General features: G+C 47.8%; 19 protein-coding genes and 1 tRNA gene. 14 read left to right on the forward strand and 6 right to left on the reverse strand.

Annotation, left to right across the window (positions count from 1 at the left end; translation table 11 throughout):
- Nucleotides 1–3: 3 nt before the first annotated feature.
- The 3 genes from ACE3MZ_RS00675 to ACE3MZ_RS00685 form a co-directional block, all read right to left on the reverse strand.
- Entirely contained in the window at nt 4–1275 is a 1272-nt protein-coding gene (locus ACE3MZ_RS00675; RefSeq protein WP_411344647.1) for an ABC transporter permease, read from the reverse strand.
- Nucleotides 1259–2569 (reverse strand): HlyD family secretion protein, encoded by a 1311-nt coding sequence (locus ACE3MZ_RS00680; RefSeq protein ID WP_411344648.1) that lies wholly within the window; start codon nt 2567–2569, stop codon nt 1259–1261. Before ACE3MZ_RS00680 ends, ACE3MZ_RS00675 begins: the two co-directional genes overlap by 17 nt.
- A 96-nt stretch (nt 2570–2665) precedes the next feature.
- A complete protein-coding gene (locus ACE3MZ_RS00685; RefSeq protein ID WP_411344649.1) occupies nt 2666–3178 on the reverse strand; it encodes a MarR family winged helix-turn-helix transcriptional regulator in 513 nt (170 codons plus the stop codon).
- A 228-nt stretch (nt 3179–3406) separates the two neighbouring features.
- On the opposite strand from ACE3MZ_RS00685, the gene ACE3MZ_RS00690 reads away from it, so the two are divergent.
- From ACE3MZ_RS00690 to ACE3MZ_RS00725, 8 genes are all read left to right on the forward strand, one after another.
- Nucleotides 3407–4354 carry a ribose-phosphate diphosphokinase gene (locus ACE3MZ_RS00690; RefSeq protein ID WP_411344650.1) on the forward strand — a complete coding sequence of 316 codons (948 nt, stop codon included), beginning with the start codon at nt 3407–3409 and terminating at the stop codon, nt 4352–4354.
- 157 nt (nt 4355–4511) lie between these two features.
- Nucleotides 4512–5996: a tetratricopeptide repeat protein gene (locus ACE3MZ_RS00695; protein ID WP_411344651.1), complete on the forward strand. Its 1485-nt coding sequence runs from the start codon at nt 4512–4514 to the stop codon at nt 5994–5996.
- 70 nt (nt 5997–6066) lie between these two features.
- A complete protein-coding gene (gene trxB, locus ACE3MZ_RS00700) occupies nt 6067–7020 on the forward strand; it encodes a thioredoxin-disulfide reductase (RefSeq protein WP_411344652.1) in 954 nt (317 codons plus the stop codon).
- A gap of 206 nt (nt 7021–7226) precedes the next feature.
- A complete protein-coding gene (locus ACE3MZ_RS00705) occupies nt 7227–8174 on the forward strand; it encodes an ROK family glucokinase (protein ID WP_411344653.1) in 948 nt (315 codons plus the stop codon).
- A 101-nt stretch (nt 8175–8275) separates the two neighbouring features.
- Nucleotides 8276–9169 carry an RNase adapter RapZ gene (gene rapZ / locus ACE3MZ_RS00710; RefSeq protein WP_411344654.1) on the forward strand — a complete coding sequence of 298 codons (894 nt, stop codon included), beginning with the start codon at nt 8276–8278 and terminating at the stop codon, nt 9167–9169.
- Nucleotides 9170–9181: 12 nt separating this feature from the next.
- The gene (locus ACE3MZ_RS00715) at nt 9182–10174 is read left to right on the forward strand and encodes a gluconeogenesis factor YvcK family protein (RefSeq protein ID WP_411344655.1); all 993 of its coding nucleotides are present in this window, start codon (nt 9182–9184) and stop codon (nt 10172–10174) included.
- 5 nt (nt 10175–10179) lie between these two features.
- Nucleotides 10180–11118: a DNA-binding protein WhiA gene (whiA, locus tag ACE3MZ_RS00720; protein WP_411344656.1), complete on the forward strand. Its 939-nt coding sequence runs from the start codon at nt 10180–10182 to the stop codon at nt 11116–11118.
- 151 nt (nt 11119–11269) lie between these two features.
- Nucleotides 11270–11539: an HPr family phosphocarrier protein gene (locus tag ACE3MZ_RS00725; protein WP_188778021.1), complete on the forward strand. Its 270-nt coding sequence runs from the start codon at nt 11270–11272 to the stop codon at nt 11537–11539.
- Nucleotides 11540–11642: 103 nt separating this feature from the next.
- Here ACE3MZ_RS00725 and ACE3MZ_RS00730 read toward each other — a convergent pair whose 3' ends face one another.
- The gene (locus ACE3MZ_RS00730; RefSeq protein WP_411344657.1) at nt 11643–12170 is read right to left on the reverse strand and encodes a stalk domain-containing protein; all 528 of its coding nucleotides are present in this window, start codon (nt 12168–12170) and stop codon (nt 11643–11645) included.
- 292 nt (nt 12171–12462) lie between these two features.
- Between ACE3MZ_RS00730 and ACE3MZ_RS00735 the strand changes: the two genes are divergently transcribed.
- The 4 genes from ACE3MZ_RS00735 (at nt 12463) to ACE3MZ_RS00750 (ending at nt 17174) form a co-directional block, all read left to right on the forward strand.
- Entirely contained in the window at nt 12463–13218 is a 756-nt protein-coding gene (locus tag ACE3MZ_RS00735; protein ID WP_411344658.1) for an SIMPL domain-containing protein, read from the forward strand.
- Nucleotides 13219–13625: 407 nt separating this feature from the next.
- The gene (locus ACE3MZ_RS00740) at nt 13626–14801 is read left to right on the forward strand and encodes a PdaC/SigV domain-containing protein (protein ID WP_411344659.1); all 1176 of its coding nucleotides are present in this window, start codon (nt 13626–13628) and stop codon (nt 14799–14801) included.
- A gap of 187 nt (nt 14802–14988) precedes the next feature.
- Complete coding sequence (locus tag ACE3MZ_RS00745) at nt 14989–15129, forward strand: hypothetical protein (protein WP_411344660.1); 141 nt, start codon at nt 14989–14991, stop codon at nt 15127–15129.
- A gap of 263 nt (nt 15130–15392) precedes the next feature.
- On the forward strand, nt 15393–17174 hold the full coding sequence (locus ACE3MZ_RS00750; protein WP_411344661.1) for a beta-galactosidase: 1782 nt from the start codon (nt 15393–15395) through the stop codon (nt 17172–17174).
- A gap of 163 nt (nt 17175–17337) precedes the next feature.
- Here ACE3MZ_RS00750 and clpP read toward each other — a convergent pair whose 3' ends face one another.
- Both clpP and ACE3MZ_RS00760 read right to left on the reverse strand, forming a co-directional pair.
- The gene (gene clpP, locus ACE3MZ_RS00755) at nt 17338–17934 is read right to left on the reverse strand and encodes an ATP-dependent Clp endopeptidase proteolytic subunit ClpP (RefSeq protein ID WP_411344662.1); all 597 of its coding nucleotides are present in this window, start codon (nt 17932–17934) and stop codon (nt 17338–17340) included.
- A gap of 382 nt (nt 17935–18316) precedes the next feature.
- Nucleotides 18317–18391 (reverse strand) — tRNA-Arg (locus tag ACE3MZ_RS00760).
- A 245-nt stretch (nt 18392–18636) separates the two neighbouring features.
- On the opposite strand from ACE3MZ_RS00760, the gene ACE3MZ_RS00765 reads away from it, so the two are divergent.
- Together ACE3MZ_RS00765 and gap are read left to right on the forward strand one after the other, a co-directional pair.
- Nucleotides 18637–19665: a sugar-binding transcriptional regulator gene (locus tag ACE3MZ_RS00765; RefSeq protein WP_411344663.1), complete on the forward strand. Its 1029-nt coding sequence runs from the start codon at nt 18637–18639 to the stop codon at nt 19663–19665.
- Between the two features lie 207 nt (nt 19666–19872).
- A complete protein-coding gene (gene gap / locus ACE3MZ_RS00770; RefSeq protein WP_411344664.1) occupies nt 19873–20877 on the forward strand; it encodes a type I glyceraldehyde-3-phosphate dehydrogenase in 1005 nt (334 codons plus the stop codon).

Genomic DNA, 20877 nt, shown 5'->3' on the forward strand with positions numbered 1-20877 from the left:
GCATTAGCTAGGATTCGGCGTGGTTGTACCGGAATTGGCACCAGTCGCCGGAGCGGTCTTGGTGATTTTGATGCCATCGACCGTTTCAGTTGTGATGACCGTTTCGGTAGAATCTACGGCATCGGTATGCAGTCCGCCTTCTTTTTCCGCTTTGCGAATCTTACGCATTTCGTTCAGCATCAGCAGGAAAATGATCAGCAGGAAGCTGGTAATCAGAATCAGGAATCCGCCAATCTCCTGTCCAAAATATTTCAGATCGCCGCCACGGAAACCAAGTCCGCGCAGGAATTTGAAATGCCAGGATAGTGGCAATACATGACTGACATTTTGCAAAATCGGAGGCAGCAGCGCGACAGGAATCTGTGCGCCGCTCAAAATAAACGACGGCAGCAGGATCATCGTGATCCGCCCAGCTGCTCGTGCCGGATTGGAAGCACTCCAACCGACTAGCATACATAGTAAGGACAGCGCAATGGTGTACATTAAGAACGGAATCCACAGTTCATACACATTCACTTCAAACCGTAGCCCGCCGATTTGTTTGAGACAGCCCATAACGAGATACATCGAAATGGTTGCAATGACAGAGTACGGAACAACGCGTAGTACTAGACTGAGTGGGCGACGGAGAGCATCCGCCAGCACACCTTGTTCGCGCATCCGAGGAACGATGCCAAGTGTCGCACCACCCAAGATGGACAGGAACACCGTATTCAGAAAACCGATAACGGAACTCATCAGCGTATTGTTGGTCGGGTTGTACAGCAAGCGCGTTTGCAGACTGAGTCCTGTTGTAAAGTTAGCAGCCTGCGCCGAGCTAACACCGAGCGCAACCAGTTTACCAGCGGCGACACTAGAATTTTCTGCATTGATCACTTCAGTTACCCCGTTACGCAGATACGTAGTGGCTGTTGCTAGCGCGGTATCGACATACAAACCAATATTGACTTGACCACCTTGGGCATGTGATTTTTCTATCCCGGCGGGCAAGTAAATGACGCCAAAATAGTCTTCATTATACAGGAAGCTGTTCGGCTCCATGTAATTGTACGTAATGTACTTGATATTAATATACTGATCGGCATCCAGCTTCTCGATGAGCTGCTGGCTGTAATCGCTATGATCCATATCGACAACGGCGACCGGTGCTTCATTCAGTTGGTTGTTTTTAAATACATAGCCGAACGCCGAGGAGATGATCAGCGGCGCGATCAGCATGATCCAGATGAATTTGCCGTTCAGGATTAGTTTGATTTCATCAATTAGTGCTTTCATCGGTCGGAACCTCCACCGTCATTCCCGGCAGCAGGTCAGATGTACGCTTCACATCCACACGCACGATAAATGAAGTCGTATCCGCCTGTCCTTTTTCGCGGCTCATCCGTAGAGCAGCGTATTGCGGCGCGGAAGTGATATAACGAACGGTACCCTGTACGTCTTTGCCAAGAGAGATTACATTGGTGCTGACTTTGGCACCGGCTTGGAAGTTCTTGATGTTCTCTTCGCCAACGTACAGATCGTAGTACATTTTGCCAGTTTCGATTACGACTACTGGTGTACCGGCAGATACGTTCTCGCCTGCTTTAGGTACAACGCGAGTGACTTTGCCGTCAGCGGAAGCGGTCAGTACGCGACGACCTTTTTGTACATTCAGATTATCCAGATTGATTTGCAGAGCGTCTTGTTGCTTTTTTAGCAGGTCGATATTGTATTTGCCGTTGGAGATATCTTCCTGACCTTGCTCGATTTGTTTCAGTCCTTGTTGTGCTTGATCGACTTGGACTTGAGCTGCACTGCGGTCTTCAGAAGTAGCACCGTTTTGCAGCTTTTCGAGTGCTGTTTCTTGCGCTCGCACCTGATTCCCGGCAACCTCGACTTGCTTCTGAGCGCTAACCAGTTGATCCTGTGTGCTTTGCAGTTGCTTTTGAGCGGTATCCAGCGCGTTTTGCGCAGTATCGAGACTTGCTTGGGTTGCCAGACCGTTGTCAAATAGCGACTTGGTACGATCATAGCTAGTTTGGGCATAATCAACCGCTTGTTGCGCAGTAGCGACGCCCGTCTGAGCAGCATCGACACCATTATTAGCAACTTCGACCGATTTTTTGGCGGAGTCGACGGCGATCTCCTGACTTTGAATATCTTCGGGGCGTGCGCCTGTCAGCACTTTTTGCTGTGCGACTTTGGCAGCTTCGATACTCAGCTGAGCATTGGCTTTCTGTTCAGCCAGTTTGTGCGATTGGCTAGTCAGTTCGCTTTGTGCCTGAGCGATCTGTACATCGATCTGGGACATTTGTTCTTTGACGTTTTTGATTTGCAGGTTGATGTCCTGTGTATCCAGCGTCATCAGTACCTGTCCTTTTTTGACCTGATCTTCTTCTTTGACCTTAACGGACGTGATCTTACCGGCTTGTCCTTCAAAGGAGCTGTTAACGGTATCAATCGTCAATACGCCTTCCTTTTTGAGGGCAGCCATCGAAACGGCGTCCTTACCGTGCATCATCAGTAGTGTGCCGCCTACGCCAAGCGCGACAATGAGTACGACGATGGGAATGAGTTTTACAATTTTCACTGGGGTTTGCTCTCCTGTCTGTATAAAATCTAAGGTAAAATTTGAAACGTTAGTCACCAAATAGTTCGGTGCCGTACAATTAGACCGAAAAAAAGCCTATTCTGGCTTGGTTTCCTCAATGCCTGTGCGAATTTTGTGCAGTAGACCTTTGAGCAATACACGTTCTTCAGTCGTGAGTTTCGTCATAATGCCGGATACTAGATCGGCGTAAGCGGGCATAATCTTCATCAGCAATGCTTCGCCCTGTTCCGTCAGATGGATCGTCGTCATGCGGCGATCTTCATGAGCACCACGGCGAATCAGTCCATCCTTTTCCAAACCGTTAATCAATCCGGTCATTGTAGAGCGGGTGACACCGGCGGATTTTGCCATTTCGGACGGCAACAACGGATGTTTGCGCAGCAGCAGAGAAGCAAGAATGCGCACCTTGCCCTGAGACAATCCATTTTCAGTCAGTAAAGAAGCCGACTGGTTATACAGATCATGCGATGTACGGATCAGCAAAAAGGATGTCAGCAGACAATCCATATCCATATTAGGAAACAATGGCGCCAGCTCCTGCAAGCGATCCATCTTATAATCCATATCCGATAATTCTATTTTCGGCATGTGACTCACCTTTCTTTAGTTCTTCATGAAGAGTATTGTACGGCGCCTAACTACTTTTCGTCAAGAAAAAGATATGAAACTTTCAACACATCTTTTGTAAATGGTACATTTTATATGATGTATAGCATGTATGTTCCATATCAATTTTCAGTCAGAATTGTCTTTGATATACGAACGTGGCGCGATACAATAGGATAAAAGCAAGTTGTCCCATTCACAGGAGGATATATGAAAGAAAAGATGCGAATTTTCTCGGGTTCTTCAAGCCCGGAGCTGGCAGCTACCATTGCCGAACGTCTCGGACTGTCGCTGGGCAAGATCAAGCTGTCCCAGTTTAAAAGTGGCGAAACGTATGTACACTATGAAGAAACGATTCGGAATATGGACGTATTCCTCGTCCAATCTCTCTCTCATCCTATCAATGAGCTGTTCGTTGAGCTGCTCGTTATGATCGACGCTGCCAAGCGGGCATCCGCGCGTACGATCAATATTATTGTTCCGTATTATGGTTATGCCCGTCAGGAGCGTAAATCTGCACCACGCGAACCTATTTCTGCCAAAATGGTTGCTGACGTGCTGACTACAGTTGGTGCTGACCGGGTAATTACGATTGATCTCCATGCTTCAGCAATTCAAGGCTTCTTCAATATACCGGTTGATCATCTGACTGCACTGGATCTGATCAGCGATTATTTGCGTAATCAGTCGATCACAGATGCTGTAGTCGTATCACCGGATGCTGGTCGTGCGTATACTGCGGAAAAGTTGGCGAACCGTCTGGATGTCCCTTTTGCAATGATGATCAAAAAACGTCCTGCGCATAACGAGTCTGTCATCACCCATGTGATCGGCGATGTCGAAGGCAGAACACCGATCATTATCGAAGATTTAATTGATACGGGAACTACGATTGTCAACGTCATTGAGAGTTTAAAGGAACGTGGGGCGAATGACGCAATCGTTTGCGCAACGCATGGTCTGTTCTCAGGTGAGGCGCTGAAGCGATTGGATCATCCAGCGATTCGCGAACTAGTGGTGACAGATTCGATTCAATTGCCGCCCGGTCATCTTGACCGATTGACAGTATTATCGGTTGCGCCAATGCTGGCTCATGCGGTTCGTATTATTATGGAAGGCGGTTCGATCGCCACCATGTTCAGCGATGCTGGTATCTGATACGGCAGATGATCGTTTCGTATCCGTCGTTTACAAACATTTCCTTTGTCATTCTGTCTTTAGCGTGCGAAGAGGATATGGTATACTAACCGGTACTGATTATATTTTGATGAAGTCATGTGCAAGTGTGAAGCAATAAAGGAGGTGCCTTGATTCGGTGAATGAACATACGCGAAATGTGGAAGAGGCGGAACGGAACGTAATTAAGCTCAGACTGGATGCCAATTTCTTCTTTGAGCGGGCTGTGCGCTCATTGGACCGTTATCGTTATGACAAGGCATTGAAATATTTTCAAAAAGCTGTGGAATATGAACCTGAGAATCCGGTGAATCATTGCAATATGGCAGGGATTTTGTCGGAAATGGGGAATTATGCAGCTTCCAATCAAGTGCTGGAACAGATTCTGAATGAAGTCGACCCGATGATGGTCGAGTGTCATTTTTATATGGCGAATAATTATGCCAATATGGAGCAATTTGCCGAAGCGGAGCAGCAGCTGCTGATCTATAGGAGTGAAGATCGCGGCGGTCCTTTTGCCAGTGAAGCGGAGGAATTGATGGAGCTGATTCATCATGAATTGGCGCGCAGTGGACAGCAGCAGCAAGTAGCTGTGCAGGAGCAGCAAGTACAGTCTGACCCGGATGAACTGCATGACGAAGCGCGAGATTTGTTAGCAACGGGACAGCTGGAGCAGGCATGCGATGTACTGCGGCAGGTGTTAGCGCAGCAGCCGGAACATGATGCCGCTCGTAACAATCTTGCGGTGACATTGCAGCACCTCGGACAATTGTCGCAGGCAGCAGAGCAGATTGAGTATATTTTGGAACGTGATTCTTCCAATCTGCATGCGCTCTGCAATCGGGCAAGTCTGATGCAGCAGCTGGGAGAGTATGATCAGCTGCAAGCGCAGATTGTAACGCTGCGTCAATTGCGTCCGATGCATCAGGAGTATCTGATGAAGCTGGCAATTACGATGGCGATGCTGGGTGAGCATGATATGGCGTATCGGCATTTTCGCCGATTACTGCATCAACAGCCGCTGCGACAGCATCAGGAGCTGTACCATTATATGGCGGCAGCTGCGTGTTATGTAGGTAAATATGAGCAGGCTGAGCAAATCTGGCGCAATATGCTACGGTTTGCGCCGGAAGCGGACATACCTGCCTTTTACCTGGATCATCTGGATGCGTTAAAGGAAGGGCGATTGGAGCCTTCATATCGGTATACATTGCCAACAGAGCTGCAGCTGCCCGTCGACAAGCTGATTGACGATCTGGAGTCTGTTCGCGCGTCGCTGCCGATGTGGGATGAACGCTGGCAGCATGTTATGGACGAGTTCCGCCTTTTATCGTCACGCGCTCATGACAGTCAGGTCGATCATGACGTAGAGGCGTTATGGCTGGAATTCCTCAAACGTTCCTATCCCGAACTGCCTCGTCTGCATCATCCCGAAAGCTGGGCAGCCGCACTAGATTATCTCGTTGCGCGTATTCATCGCCAGCCGTTAACCTATGCAGAAGTGGCACAGCGTTATGGCAGTACAATTTCGCTGACTAGCCGCTATGCCAGAAAGATCAGTCGTCTCTGTCAGGTACAACAGAAAATTCATTCCCTACATACCGATTCTACTGAGAAAGTATAAATTGGTAAAAAGAGGGACAATACGTTTAACATATATAATGAGCAAACATTTTCAAGGAGGTTTTCGTTACATGTATAAATCAATTATTATCGGAACAGGTCCTGCCGGTCTGACTGCGGCTATTTATTTGGCTCGCGCTAATATGGAGCCATTGATCATTGAAGGGCTGCAACCCGGCGGTCAATTAACGACTACTACCGAAATAGAAAACTTCCCCGGTTTCACCGATGGTATTATGGGACCGGAATTAATGGATAATATGCGCAAGCAGGCAGAACGCTTTGGCGCCAAGTTCAAATCCAGCTGGGTGGAAAAGGTTGATCTGTCCAAGCGTCCGTTCAAAGTAACGGTTGAAGGTCTGGGCGAACTGGAAACTGAATCCGTAATTATTTCCACTGGTGCATCTGCCAGATACCTCGGCATCCCGGGTGAGCAAGACAATATCGGTCGCGGCGTCAGCACATGTGCAACGTGTGACGGATTCTTTTTCCGTAACAAAAAGCTGATTGTGATCGGCGGCGGCGACTCTGCGATGGAGGAAGCTAGCTTCCTGACTCGTTTTGCAACCGATGTGACGGTGGTCAATCGTCGTGACGAGCTGCGCGCATCCAAAATTATGCAAGATCGTGCACGCGAGAATCCGAAGATCAACTGGGCACTTAACCGTAAGCCGCTGGAAGTAGTAGCTGGCGACAAAGGTCTGCAAGGACTCAAAGTGCTGAATAACGAGACAGGGCAAGAAGAACTGGTGGAAGCGGATGGTATATTCGTAGCCATCGGTCACACCCCGAATACCGATTTCTTGGGCGGACAGATTAACACTGATGCTCACGGGTATATCGTGGTTACACCGGGCACAACTGAAACGAATATCCCGGGCGTATTTGCTTGTGGCGACGTACAGGATACGCGCTACCGTCAGGCGATCACCGCAGCAGGAAGTGGCTGTATGGCAGCGATGGACTGCGAGAAGTTCTTGGAAGGAACAATGGTGCACGACTGGAGCGAAGCGCTGGATAAATAAGCATTACACCGTAGGAAGGGGAGCCGTCTAAGGCTCCCTTTTTGCTGGGCTTCTTCAAGACAACAGACCCGCGGGTTTCGCTTGACCTGATGGGGGCATTCGCTTATAGTTGGATACGAACGTTTACATTTGGAAGTAAGCATAAGATACGGACAACATAGACACAGATAAACTTAAATTTTGAGTAGAAAAGGTGGCTCGGTCAAATGTCTGAGAATATTTACGTCGGCGTCGATCTTGGCGGCACTGCCATCAAGGTAGGCATTTGCAATCAGGAAGGAGAACTGCTTCACACCTACGAAGGTCCAACCGAAAAGGAAAAGGGCCCGGAGACGGTTATCGACAACATCGTCAAATACGTACGTTATATCGTCGAGCAATCTCCTTATGAATGGGAACATGTCGTTGGTGTAGGAGCAGGCGTAGCCGGTTTTACCGATCTGCGCTCCGGAGTGATCCTGCTGGCGCCGAATATCGGATTCCGCGATGTACCGATCCGGGCCATCCTTGAAGACCGTTTAGGCAAAAATATCCGTATTGATAACGATGCCAATGTAGCAGCATTGGGCGAAGCTTGGAGCGGTGCAGGCAAAGGTGTGATGGACTGCGTATGTTATACGCTTGGCACTGGTGTTGGCGGCGGCATTATTATTAACGGCAAAATTTATCAGGGCTTCTCTGGTCTGGCTGGCGAGATCGGTCATATCTCGGTTGTCCCTGATCTGGAAGCGATTCAATGCGGTTGTGGTAAAACCGGCTGTCTGGAAACCGTTTCTTCAGCAACAGGTATTATTCGGATGGCGGTAGAAGCGGTAGAACGCGGCGATCATACCAGCCTGTCGAGTATCGAGAAGATTACGGCGAAGGATATCTTCGATGCAGCGAAAGAAGGCGACGAAGTGAGTATTCGCATCGTCAACCGCGCTGCTTATTATCTAGGCAAATCGATGGCAGCGATTGCGGCGACACTCAATCCGGAACGCTTTATCATCGGTGGTGGCGTATCCAAGGCTGGCGATATTCTGTTCAATCGGATTCGTGAAGTATTCGCTGAACTGACACCGGAACCACTGCAAAAAGGCGTGGAGATCATTCCTGCCAAACTGGGCAATGATGCTGGTATTGTCGGAGCGGCGGGCTTACTGCTACGCTAACCGGCTTTAAGGAAGCTTGTTCTATGCCGATATAGATGATGATCCATACGTGAATGTAAATAGGACGATATGATGCAATGATACAGAGAGGGGACACAAGCATGAGCGTTAGCGAAAATTCAACTCAGGCCACCATGGTCATTATTACGGGAATGTCCGGCGCAGGCAAAACGATTGCCGTGCAGAGTCTGGAGGATCTTGGTTTCTTCTGCGTGGATAACCTGCCTCCTGTACTGATTCCCAAGTTTGCGGAGCTGATCGAACAGTCCAATGGTAAAATTGGCAAAGTCGCATTGGTGATTGACCTGCGCGGTCGCGAATTTTTCGCTGCCCTCTCCGAGTCGTTGAGCTATCTCAAAAACCATGAAACGATTCATACCGAGATTCTGTTCCTTGATGCGGTGGATGCTGTACTCGTTCAGCGTTATAAGGAAAGCCGTCGTCGTCATCCACTGGCACCGGACGGCATGCCGCTGGACGGTATCCGTTTGGAACGCAAAATGTTGGAAGAATTGAAGACATCCGCGACACAAACGATTGATACGAGTAACAGCAAGCCAATCAAATTAAAAGAAACGATCATTTCACGCTTTTCCCATCTGGAGACGAATCGATTGTCGATTAATATCACCTCGTTTGGCTTCAAATATGGGATTCCAATTGACGCGGATCTGATCTTTGACGTACGTTTTTTGCCGAATCCGCATTATATCGACAGTTTGCGTCCACATACTGGTCAGGATAGCGATGTATACGAATATGTGATGAAATGGCCGGAAACGCAGACGTTTCTGACCAAACTGCTCGATATGCTGCATTTTCTGATTCCTCAATACCGGAATGAAGGCAAAAGTCAGGTCATTATCGGCATCGGCTGTACCGGCGGCAAGCATCGCTCGGTCGCCTTGTCGGAATATCTGGGCCGCATGCTGGGAACGAGTGAGACCGAAACCGTCCGTGTCAGTCATCGAGATGCTGATCGTGATCGGCATTAAGGAGTGAAACCTATGTCCATTTCACAGCCGGGTTTGCCGGTGCTGCGCCCACGCATCGTCGTGATGGGTGGCGGCACCGGATTGTCCGTTATGCTACGCGGCTTGAAAGAAAAACCGCTGGATATTACCGCCATCGTGACGGTTGCCGATGATGGAGGAAGTTCCGGTATTTTGCGGGATGAGTTGAAAATGCCACCTCCCGGCGATATCCGCAACGTGCTGACTGCATTGGCAGACGTTGAGCCATTGCTGTCTGATATGCTCAAGTACCGTTTTCAAAAAGGCGAAGGTCTTGCCGGTCACAGTCTGGGCAACCTGATTCTGGCGGCGATGACCGATATTTCCGGTGACTTTGTTACCGCTGTGCGTGAATTGAGCCGCGTATTTGCCGTTCGTGGCGAAGTGCTGCCAGCTGCTGAGCAGGCAGTGGTGCTGCATGCCGAGATGGAAGACGGCGAGATCGTCACCGGTGAATCCAAAATCCCGGAAGCGGGCAAACGGATCAAACGCATTTTCCTTGAACCGGATCACGTGGAGCCGTTGCCAGAAGCCGTCAGAGCGATTCAACGCGCCGACGCGATTCTGATCGGTCCCGGCAGTCTGTATACGAGCCTGCTGCCGAATCTGCTTGTGCCGAAGCTGGCGGATGCGGTTCTCACCTCCAACGCGCTGCGTCTGTTCATCTGTAATGTGATGACACAGCCCGGTGAGACGGACGGCTACTCGGTAAGCGATCATCTGAATGCCATTTACGAACATGTCGGTCACCGATTGTTCGACTATGTACTCGTCAACAACGAACCGATTCCACGTAAAGTACAGAGAAAATATGCAGAAAAGGGCGCCAAGCCCGTTTTATTGGATCAGCAGGTAGTGGAAGACCTTGGCTACAAAGTGGTAGCGGATAAAATGGTCATGTACGGCACCTATCTTCGCCATGACGCGGAGATGCTGAGCCATCATATTTATGAACAAGTGAAAAAACACATTTTAGCGAAAGGGTGAGTCCATTGTCATTTGCGGCACAAACCAAAAAGGAATTAACGATGGTTGAAGCTGATGACTGCTGTGAATATGCAGAGTTGTCCGCGTTGATCCGGATGAACGGTTCCGTGCAGGTATCCAACAAGAAGATCATATTGGATATTTCCACGGAAAATGCCGCAATTGCAAGAAGGATTTATTCCCTGATCAAAAAGCATTTTGCGGTCCATACCGAACTGCTTGTACGCAAAAAGATGCGGCTAAAAAAGAATAACGTCTATATCGTGCGGATTCCCGCTGGTGTACAGGAGATTCTAAGTCGGCTGAAGATCGTTTCTGAGGGCTTTATGTTTACGCCCGGCATTAACAAAGAGATGGTTAGAAAAAATTGCTGCAAACGCGCATACTTGCGTGGTGCCTTTATGGCAGGCGGTTCGGTGAACAACCCCGAAGGCTCCTCCTATCATCTGGAGATTGCCTCCATGTATGAAGAGCAATGCCAGGCGCTCGTTGATCTGGCGAATGAATTTCAATTAAATGCACGCTGCATTGAACGTAAAAAAGGCTTTATTTTGTACATTAAGGAAGGCGAGAAGATTATCGAATTCCTTAGCATTATCGGTGCGCATCAGGCGCTGTTCAAATTTGAGGATGTGCGAATCATGCGTGATATGCGCAATTCGGTCAATCGGATCGTCAATTGTGAAACCGCCAATCTCAACAAAACGATCGGTGCTGCTGTACGCCAGATTGATAATATCCGTCTGCTTCAGCGTCATCTCGGTCTGGAACAGCTACCGGACAAGCTACGCGAAGTCGCCGAAATCCGGCTGGCACATCCTGATATGAACCTGAAGGAAGTAGGCGAAATGCTCAAGGGCGGCGTGAGCAAGTCCGGCGTCAACCACCGTCTGCGCAAGATTGACGAGCTAGCCGATAAAGTACGCGGCGAACATCTCGCTTAAAATATCTATTATGCGTAAGGATGCTTTATTTTTTTCTGCTAAAGCGCGTGTTATAATAATGTAGTATGATGAATAAGTGTCAATATACGAGGCATCAGTGTAGTAAACTTATAAATCGCAATGAATACGTATTGTAGGGGGTAATAATCACATGATCAAACACCCGGTAGTGGTTCGTCTGAAAACGGGATTGCACGCAAGACCTGCGGCACTGTTTGTACAGGAAGCAAATAAATATTCTTCCGAGATTTTCGTGGAGAAGGATGACAAAAAAGTAAATGCTAAGAGTATCATGGGTATCATGAGTCTGGCGATCAGTTCCGGTACTGAAGTATACATCAGCGCTGAAGGTGCGGACGCAGAATCAGCTGTAAACGCTTTAGTTGGTCTGGTTAGCAAAGAAGAACTGGAAAACCAATAAAAAGCCCCTCATGATGTCATGAAGGGCGAAGCCGTCACCGATTAAGGTGGCGGTTTTTTGGTATATTCATTTCGTTAATGATCAGCTTATGGCATGTCTACTTCTATTCGAGAAAGATTCCTTTTTTGGCGAAATTCAGTGTCAGCTGGGAAGCGTTCCATGAACTCTGATATCCAAATCCATCACGCAATACCGAAAATGGTACATACATACGGCCTTTGATAATTTGTGCGCTTGGTCCGTTCCATTGATGATTGTTCAGACGAACCGTGATGCCGGACGCCCCGGTAATCATATCGATCTGATCATCATTTTGGAGTAGGGTATATGTTTTGACGGCAGCTTCGTAACGTAGCGTAACACCGATGGAGTCACGTAACAGTACGATCGGAATCATCGTATTTCCATTCACAAGCAAACCGTTTTGTGGAAGGCGGGTGCCGTTCCATTCCAGTTTGACCTCACGCGGTGCTGCCGGTGTGGATGTTATTGGCGGTGCAGTTGTAGTCGATGATGCCGCTGGCGCAGATGTAGATGCGGCATTCGCTGGTTGTACATTGCAGATTGTACATAACAACAGAATACCTGCCATAAGCAAAATGGAGTTTTGTAGATACTTCGTATTCAACATGGTGACGCTCCCCTCTTTCTGGTATCCCTGACATTCCGTCGTTTATCCGAATCACGGCTTTTGACAACAGCACGGGATGATGTGAAATGGTAAAAATGATGGTGTTTGTCGCGACCAACCGGCAAAATAAATGCTTTCTTCTATCATGACCCCCCTGCGAATCGGTTTCAACCCCCGGACATTCAGCCATCAGGCTCTTCTCTTTTATATACCCCAAATGAGGGGCAAGTGTTGCAACATTCCGCAAATGCCCGGCGTTTACTTAAGTACAAACGCGAAAGGGTGAGTGACAATGAAAAGAAAACAATCTCTGGCTTCTATATTGCTGGCAGGTGCATTATTGACAGGTGTGGCGTTAAGCGTAGCGTTGCCAACGACTTCCGTATATGCAGCGGAAACGACTCAGACAGCAAGTGCAACAGGCGTAATCAATGTGAGCGGAAACGGCAAAATCACAGTAAAACCGGATATCGCTTATGTATCGATCGGCGTAGAGATAACGGCTGCAACTGCTGCGAAGGCACAGGCTGAAACTGCTCAGAAAATGAGCAAGCTGAATACGCTGTTGAAAAGTCAGTGGTCGATCCCGCAGGCGGATATTCAGACCGTTCAGTTCTATGTACAGCCTAACTACAATTATAACGACAAAGACGGACAAAAGGTTACAGGCTATACCGCATATCATACGCTGCAAGTCAGCTATCGCGATCTGGATAAGCTCGGTCAACTGCTGGATGACGCATCCAAAGCGGGTGCTAACAATCTTGGTTCCGTAAGCTTTGGTATTGAGAATCCACAAACGTATCAAGATCAAGTGATGTCCAAAGCCGTAGCAGATGCAGCTTCCAAAGCAAGTGCGATCGCCAAAGCTGCCAACCGTACATTGGGCGAACTTTTATCCATTAGCGAACAAGGTACAAGCACGCCACCAGTTGTACTTGAAAAAGCAATGGCTGCCAAAAGCGAAAGTGATAGCGCCAGTACATCGATTGAACCGGGAACCGTAGAATTGGATGCTACCCTGAACCTGCAATATGCGATGAAATAAGCAGCAGCATCTCGCTATGAATGCCGCGCGTTGACGGCATATTTCAAATTTGTAAGAACTTATTTGACCGCTGCGATACGAGTACATTGTATCCGCCTATGATATAACGCATGAACCGGCAAAAAAGTTTGGATATAGCAAAAGGTATGGATGTATACGGAATGGATGTCCACATCGTTTCAGTATACGCCCTGTTTACCAAACCGGGCATATTCCAAAAATGGAAACTTTCTGTTGGCAGAGTAGAAGACTGGCGGCAGGAAGTTTCTTTACATTTTCCTCACTTTTAGCATGGATGACGTGACTATGTTGTCATTCGGTTTTAAGCAGTTTGTAAATTACACCGCATGTAACGGGTATATACTGATACATGTTGTCATGGACTTACAAAACAGGGAGAGATACTTATGGACAAATGCTACAAGGGCAATACGATGCATCTGCAAAAACTGGCAGCTGTTGTACTGGCGAGCAGTCTGGCTGCTGTGGGAACGGTAGCTGTTATGCCGGGAAACGCTTCGGTCGCTCAGGCGGCAACAACGGCAACAAGCACTTCCAAATCCGCCATTCATGTACAGGTGGAAGGCAAAGCCGTCAGCACGCAGGGACTGCTGAGCAAAACTGGCAAAACATTGGTGCCATTAAAAGATGCCGCCAAAGCATTCGGTGCATCCGTTACATATGATGCCAAAACACATCAGGTAACTGTGAAAAAAGGCAAAGCCTCTGCCACATACGAAGTGTATAGTGGAACAGGTGATGATGGCGTCTTCGTCAGCTTCAATGGCGGAACGATTGGTGACAGCTACGATGGTCAAGTGATCAAAGGCGTATCGTATGTCGAGATCAAAGCACTGTCTGAGCCGTTTGGTTATCGTGCATTGTGGAACAATTCCACCCACACCGTTAATCTGACACAAGCAGGCATCAACAATGTTACCGTTACACCGACAACATTGAATGCCAAAGCAGGCAATGACTATACAAACATCAATATTGTATATCCAGTCGTCTCTGGTCTGGATAATACCGCTGCACAAACAGCAATCAACAAAGCGCTCAAAGCTCATTTTGACGAATTCCTAGCTGCTGTACAAAAACAAGCCAAAGAGTTCGGAGCACCAACAAACAAAGACATGAGCTACGAGATTGATGGTGGCTACAAAGTGACCTACAACCAGAACGGCGTGATCAGCTTCCTGCTGACCGATTACCAGTTCCTTGGTGGTGCGCACGGTGATGACATTCTCACAGGTATGACGTTCTCGCTCAAAGACGGCAAGCCAGTCAAACTGGATGATCTGCTCAAATCCAACACCAGCTACCGTCAAGATCTGAAAAAGCTGCTTCAAGCCGATATTCGCAAGCATGCTGACGATATGGGTGTTTCGCTGGATCAGTTCAATGATCTGAGCAAAAGCTCTAGCAAATATCTCGACAATTATTACCTGACCGATAGTGGCTTCAACGTATTTTTCCAAAAATACGATATTGCACCGGGTGCTGCGGGCAATCCCGAATTTGAATTCACGTTCAGCCAGCTGTTGAAATCTGGCAGCAATCCGCTGAGTTCATATAAATAACTGCATCACATGATTTCCATTGTCCGTCGTTCGTATTCTTTTTCATAACCTTTCGTGCATCTGCCTGCACGATCATAACATCCTGACTTAGCCTGTCACGCATCTTCGCTAGAAGTGCAGACAGGCTCTTTTTTTGGCTTGCGGTTATCGAATGACGTACAACTAGAAAGGTATTGTCAGCTTTCTATTGAGTAATGATCAATTTCTGGGCAATGAACAGGGCGATATTTTGATGGTAAGTATGACTTTTTCACTGCGCGACGGCAATTGGATTCAACTGGACGATATGCTGCCATCCGGCACCAATCCGTTGGCAGCATATAAATAAGCCCGCTTCATCGTATACGATCCGCCTTTTGTATGTGATCTCATCCAACCATCGTGCTATCTGCCTGCTTCATCGGAATACCTATATCCGACCTGTGACGCATTTTCACAATCCAAGTACGTAGAGGTTGTTTTTTTCCTTTGCATATTGTCGGATGATGGTACAATATATGCAGCCAAACGGGTACATAATCTTGCTGCACTTCTTGTCATATACACGGGTACTCCGCCTGTTTGATTCTTAACATAAAGGAGATTGTAGGCATGACACCATTTGATGTACGCAACGGATCATTTGTATGGCAGGAAAGGCCGGTGACGATCATTTCTGGAGCAATGCATTATTTTCGGATCGTACCGGAGTACTGGGAAGATCGGCTGCTTCGTTTGAAGGCAGCAGGTTTTAATTGTGTCGAAACGTATATTCCGTGGAATCTGCATGAGCCAGCACCGGGACAGTATGATTTTACTGGTATGGCAGATGTGGAAGCGTATATAGAGATTGCTGCACGACTGGAACTGTGGGTGATTGTGCGTCCAAGTCCGTACATCTGTGCAGAGTGGGAATTTGGCGGCTTGCCGTCGTGGCTGCTCGCTGATCCGGCAATGCGGGTACGGTGCAGTTATCCGGGCTATTTACAAGCAGTGGATCGGTATTATGATGAATTGATTCCGCGACTCTTACCGTATCTGTGCACCAAGGGAGGTCCTGTGCTGGCCGTTCAGGTGGAAAATGAATATGGCAGTTATGGTAATGATACTGCCTATCTGGAACATATTCGCGATGCGCTGATTGGGCGCGGAGTAGATGTTCTATTATTCACATCGGATGGACCGGAGCACGAATTACTCACTGCGAGTCATGTGGACGGTGCGCTGATGACCGTTAATTTTGGTTCCCAGCCAGAGCAGGCATTTCACAAATTGCGTCAGCATCAACCCGGACAGCCAGTGATGTGCATGGAATACTGGAACGGGTGGTTTGACCACTGGGGAGAAGAGCATCATGTACGGGATGCAGGCAATGTAGGTGACGAATTGCTTCGTATGCTGCAAGATGGGGCATCCGTTAACTTTTATATGTTTCATGGGGGAACCAATTTTGGCTTTTACAATGGGGCGAATCATATTCAGACGTATGAGCCGACCATTACGAGCTATGACTATAATGCTTTGCTAAGTGAATCCGGGCAGTTTACGGAAAAATATCATATTGTACGTGACGTGCTGCATACGTATCGCGGGCTGACTCCGCCACCGTTACCAGAACCGATCAAGTCCTATGGATACGGTGAGTTGGAGCTGACCGAGAGTGTAGGATTGTTCAGTGTGCTGGATATACTTTGCCCTGATCCGGTGTACTCGCCGTATCCATTGACGATGGAGGAGCTGGGACAGAGCTACGGATTTGTACTGTATACGACCACGGTGTCTGGTCCACTGCCCAATACGGAGCTGCATATTCAACATGTGCGCGATCGAGCACAGGTGTATATTGATGGACGATATGCCGGAGTCATTGATCGCTCTGATCCAGATGCACAGTCATTACAACTGGATATTGATGCGCAAGGAGCCAGATTGAGCATTCTGGTGGAAAATATGGGGCGCATTAACTACGGTCCCCATCTGCTGGATCGCAAAGGTATTACCGAAGGCGTGCGGCTGGGCAATCAGTTTCTGCATGAATGGGTGATCTATTCGCTGGATGGAAAATTACCAGAGGGAGCGGAATATACTTCGATATCCTCACCCAATACACTAGGTGTCATGCTGGAAGCGGAGGGCGAGAAGCCAGCCTTTTACCGGACGACGTTTGAAGTGTCGCAGCGCCGGGATACATTTGTTGATATGAAAGGCTGGCAAAAAGGCATCGTCTACATCAATGGATTCAATCTGGGACGATACTGGAATAAGGGACCGCAGCGAACGCTGTATATTCCCGCACCGCTATTAGTAGAAGGCACCAATGAGTTGATCATATTGGAGCTGCACGGCTCACATCGTCATCGTGTGATGTTAACCGACGAACCGCTATTAGGTTAACCTGATGTATGAACAGGACGATGTTAAGGTAGAGCAGGATAGAGCGAGTTAGGAATGGTATAGACTATAACCAACAACGATAAGCTCATGAGACTGTACGAAATACGAAAAAAGCTGCAATGGCATGATGCCGTTGCAGCTTTTTGTATGTCCATTTAGCGTATTACACGCCTTGTGGAGGAGTTTTCTCAATGACTTTATCGATCAGACCATATTCAGCAGCATCCGCAGCAGTCATGAAATAGTCACGGTCAGTATCGCGTTCGATACGTTCCAGTGGTTGACCAGTACGATCCGCCAGAATTTGGTTCAGCTTATCGCGCATTTTCAGAATGCGACGCGCACGGATCTCGATGTCCGTTGCTTGACCTTGAGCACCACCGAGTGGTTGGTGAATCATAACCTCGCTGTTTGGCAACGCGAAACGTTTGCCTTTTGCACCTGCATTCAGCAGGAATGCGCCCATACTTGCAGCCATGCCGACACAGATGGTGGACACGTCCGCTTTGATGAATTGCATTGTATCATAAATTGCCATGCCCGCCGTAATCGAACCGCCTGGGCTATTAATGTACAGATGAATATCTTTTTCTGGGTCTTCGGCTTCCAGGAACAGCATTTGTGCAATAATCGCGTTTGCCACCACATCATTCACTTCAGAACCGAGGAAAATGATACGGTCTTTCAACAAACGGGAATAGATATCATAGGCGCGTTCACCGCGGCTGCTCTGTTCAACGACCATTGGGATATAACTCACTAGAAACCCTCCTTAAAATTACGATCATCGTAAATGTTATGAATATAGTGGAATCATAGTCCAAACAATATAAATAATCAATTGTTCTTACCACATTATAGGTCAGTTCAAACTTAAAGTCAAAGAAAGTCAAACTATTGACTGCAAAACTGCCTAATTTGCTGGAAAATGGGTTAATGAAGAAAAGGGCAGCGTTGCAATGTGCTCCTTTTTCCATGGAATGACTGCCGTCAATCGCATAGCAGTGCTGTTTTACTAGAAGAATATACAAAAATAACCAGCATCAGCTGGTTAGCAATTCTTTCTATCATCATAATACAGGGTTAACAATTGTTTGTTATAACAGGATAGGAACGAAATATGTATAGTGCTTGAAAAAGAATGGCGCGCCCGCCAAGAATCGAACTTGGATCTCAGGCTTCGGAGGCCTACGTCATATCCATTGGACCACGGGCGCAAATAAAACAACAGCAAGAATGATTATAGAATAAATAGGTTTAAAAAGCAAGCAATCACCCTGTGAAAACTGTAACGTAAACCTGCCATAAATAGTTGTGCAGTAGACTTGATTCCGAGTCGGAAATTGGTTAATATAGTAGTGGGACTTAAAAAGTTACGCCGGGACATTTTGAGTCCATATACCCAGCCTGGTTGAAATGAACCAGATTACACTGAGCGAGATAAGTTGCAGGAGTGGAAAGCATGCGAAAATTACTTGAAATACAGAAGCAGCTTCTGCCCGATCTCACCGACGTACTCAAAAAGCGATATGCCATTTTGCATCAGGTCATGCTGACGGGATTGGTCGGACGAAGAGCACTTGCATCGTCTCTGGGCATGACGGAGCGCGTACTGCGCGCCGAAACTGATCTGCTCAAGTCCCAGGGATTACTGGATATTGAGAGTACCGGAATGAAAGTCAGTGAAGCAGGCAGACAACTGCTTGACGAACTGGAACCGATTATGGAAGAATTGCTTGGACTGTCTGCACTGGAGGAACGCATTCGCGATGCCTACGGTTTGCAGCAGGTTGTCATTGTGCCCGGAGATTGCGACGCATCTGCAAGTACGAAGCAGCATCTCGGGCGTGCAGGCGCAAAAGCACTGCTCAGTGTGATGCGAGAAGACGATATTGTAGCAGTTACCGGCGGTTTTACACTGGCTGAAGTTGCTGAGCAACTCAGTCCAACCTTGCCAGCACCGCTCAAACAAGCTTGGTTCGTTCCGGCAAGAGGCGGACTTGGCGAAAATATGGAATACCAGGCGAACTCCATCGTATCGACGATGGCGAAGCGGGTTGGCGCGCAGTACCGGCTATTGCATGTGCCCGATCTGCTACGCAGGGACGCCTATGAATTACTGTACGAGGATGAGAATGTACGTGAGATCGTCGAGTTTATCCGGCGCGCGCGCATTATTATTCACGGTATTGGCGATGCTATGGAAATGGTACGCCGCCGCCGACTGGATCCGCAGCTTGTACAGGAAATTCGCAAAGCAGGCGCCGTCGCCGAATCGTTCGGTCACTATTTTAATGAGCAAGGCGAAACGGTCCACCATATGCTGACCCTTGGGTTGCAGCTGGAGGATATCGCCAATGCCGAAGTCGTGATCGGCATCGCTGGCGGCAAGAGCAAGGCACAGTCTATCCATTCTGTACTGAAATTTGGGCAGGAAGATATTCTGGTCATCGACGAAGCTGCTGCTAGGGAGATCGTTAAGGAACTGTAGTTTTTTCTATCTATTGTAGTAAACGAAGTCAGCACCTTTATCCGGCAGCAGCAGGGAACTATTTCCCAACTTCACTTACAACGTACTAGGCGTTTGCAGTGTCAAACGTAATCACATTTCATGATCATCACTGTCTCGACAGATTCATGCGAATCTTGTCTTGATTGCATAAATTTCATTAAACTTATTTCTGGGAGGAATTCACTCATGGTTAAAGTTGGTATTAACGGTTTTGGACGTATCGGACGTCTGGCATTCCGTCGTATTCAAGACGTAGCAGGTATCGAAGTTGTAGCAATCAACGATCTGACAGACGCAAAAATGCTGGCACATCTTTTGAAATATGATACTACTCAAGGTAAATTCAACGGCGAAGTTGAAGTACATGATGGTTTCTTCAAAGTAAACGGTAAAGAAGTGAAAGTTCTGGCTAACCGTAACCCTGAAGAACTGCCATGGGGCGACCTGGGCGTAGATATCGTTCTGGAATGTACTGGTTTCTTCACAACCAAAGAAAGTGCTGAGCTTCACCTGAAAGCTGGCGCAAAACGTGTTGTTATCTCCGCTCCAGCAACTGGCGACATGAAAACAATCGTTTACAACGTAAACCACGAAATTCTGGATGGTACAGAAACAGTTATCTCCGGCGCATCTTGCACAACAAACTGCCTGGCACCTATGGCAAAAACTCTGCAAGACAAATTCGGCGTTGTTGAAGGTCTGATGACTACAATCCACGCTTACACTGGCGACCAAAACACACTGGATGCTCCACATGCAAAAGGTGACTTCCGTCGTGCTCGTGCAGCGGCTGAGAACATCATCCCTAACACAACTGGTGCTGCAAAAGCAATCGGTCTGGTTATCCCTGAACTGAAAGGTAAACTGGATGGCGGCGCACAACGTGTTCCTGTAGCAACTGGTTCCCTGACTGAGCTGGTAACAGTTCTGGAGAAAAATGTAACTGTTGAAGAAATCAACGCAGCAATGAAAGAAGCTTCCGATCCAGAAACTTACGGTTACACTGAAGACGAAATCGTATCTTCTGACATCAAAGGTATGACTTTCGGTTCCCTGTTCGATGCAACGCAAACTCGCGTTCTGACAGTTGGCGACAAACAGCTGGTTAAAACGGTAGCTTGGTACGACAACGAAATGTCCTACACAGCTCAATTGGTTCGTACGCTTGAGTTCTTCGCGAACAAAGGCTAA

Source organism: Paenibacillus sp. WLX1005 (genome assembly GCF_046603685.1).
GTDB lineage: Bacteria > Bacillota > Bacilli > Paenibacillales > Paenibacillaceae > Saccharibacillus.

What these genes read in the sequence shown, in the direction of transcription:
- ACE3MZ_RS00675 (WP_411344647.1), bottom strand. Translation starts at nt 1,275, where the DNA reads ATGAAAGCACTAATTGATGAAATCAAACTAATCCTGAACGGCAAATTC.
- ACE3MZ_RS00685 (WP_411344649.1), bottom strand. Translation starts at nt 3,178, where the DNA reads ATGCCGAAAATAGAATTATCGGATATGGATTATAAGATGGATCGCTTG.
- ACE3MZ_RS00690 (WP_411344650.1), top strand. Translation starts at nt 3,407, where the DNA reads ATGAAAGAAAAGATGCGAATTTTCTCGGGTTCTTCAAGCCCGGAGCTG.
- trxB (WP_411344652.1), top strand. Translation starts at nt 6,067, where the DNA reads ATGTATAAATCAATTATTATCGGAACAGGTCCTGCCGGTCTGACTGCG.
- ACE3MZ_RS00705 (WP_411344653.1), top strand. Translation starts at nt 7,227, where the DNA reads ATGTCTGAGAATATTTACGTCGGCGTCGATCTTGGCGGCACTGCCATC.
- rapZ (WP_411344654.1), top strand. Translation starts at nt 8,276, where the DNA reads ATGAGCGTTAGCGAAAATTCAACTCAGGCCACCATGGTCATTATTACG.
- ACE3MZ_RS00715 (WP_411344655.1), top strand. Translation starts at nt 9,182, where the DNA reads ATGTCCATTTCACAGCCGGGTTTGCCGGTGCTGCGCCCACGCATCGTC.
- ACE3MZ_RS00725 (WP_188778021.1), top strand. Translation starts at nt 11,270, where the DNA reads ATGATCAAACACCCGGTAGTGGTTCGTCTGAAAACGGGATTGCACGCA.
- ACE3MZ_RS00730 (WP_411344657.1), bottom strand. Translation starts at nt 12,170, where the DNA reads ATGTTGAATACGAAGTATCTACAAAACTCCATTTTGCTTATGGCAGGT.
- ACE3MZ_RS00735 (WP_411344658.1), top strand. Translation starts at nt 12,463, where the DNA reads ATGAAAAGAAAACAATCTCTGGCTTCTATATTGCTGGCAGGTGCATTA.
- ACE3MZ_RS00740 (WP_411344659.1), top strand. Translation starts at nt 13,626, where the DNA reads ATGGACAAATGCTACAAGGGCAATACGATGCATCTGCAAAAACTGGCA.
- ACE3MZ_RS00750 (WP_411344661.1), top strand. Translation starts at nt 15,393, where the DNA reads ATGACACCATTTGATGTACGCAACGGATCATTTGTATGGCAGGAAAGG.
- ACE3MZ_RS00765 (WP_411344663.1), top strand. Translation starts at nt 18,637, where the DNA reads ATGCGAAAATTACTTGAAATACAGAAGCAGCTTCTGCCCGATCTCACC.
- gap (WP_411344664.1), top strand. Translation starts at nt 19,873, where the DNA reads ATGGTTAAAGTTGGTATTAACGGTTTTGGACGTATCGGACGTCTGGCA.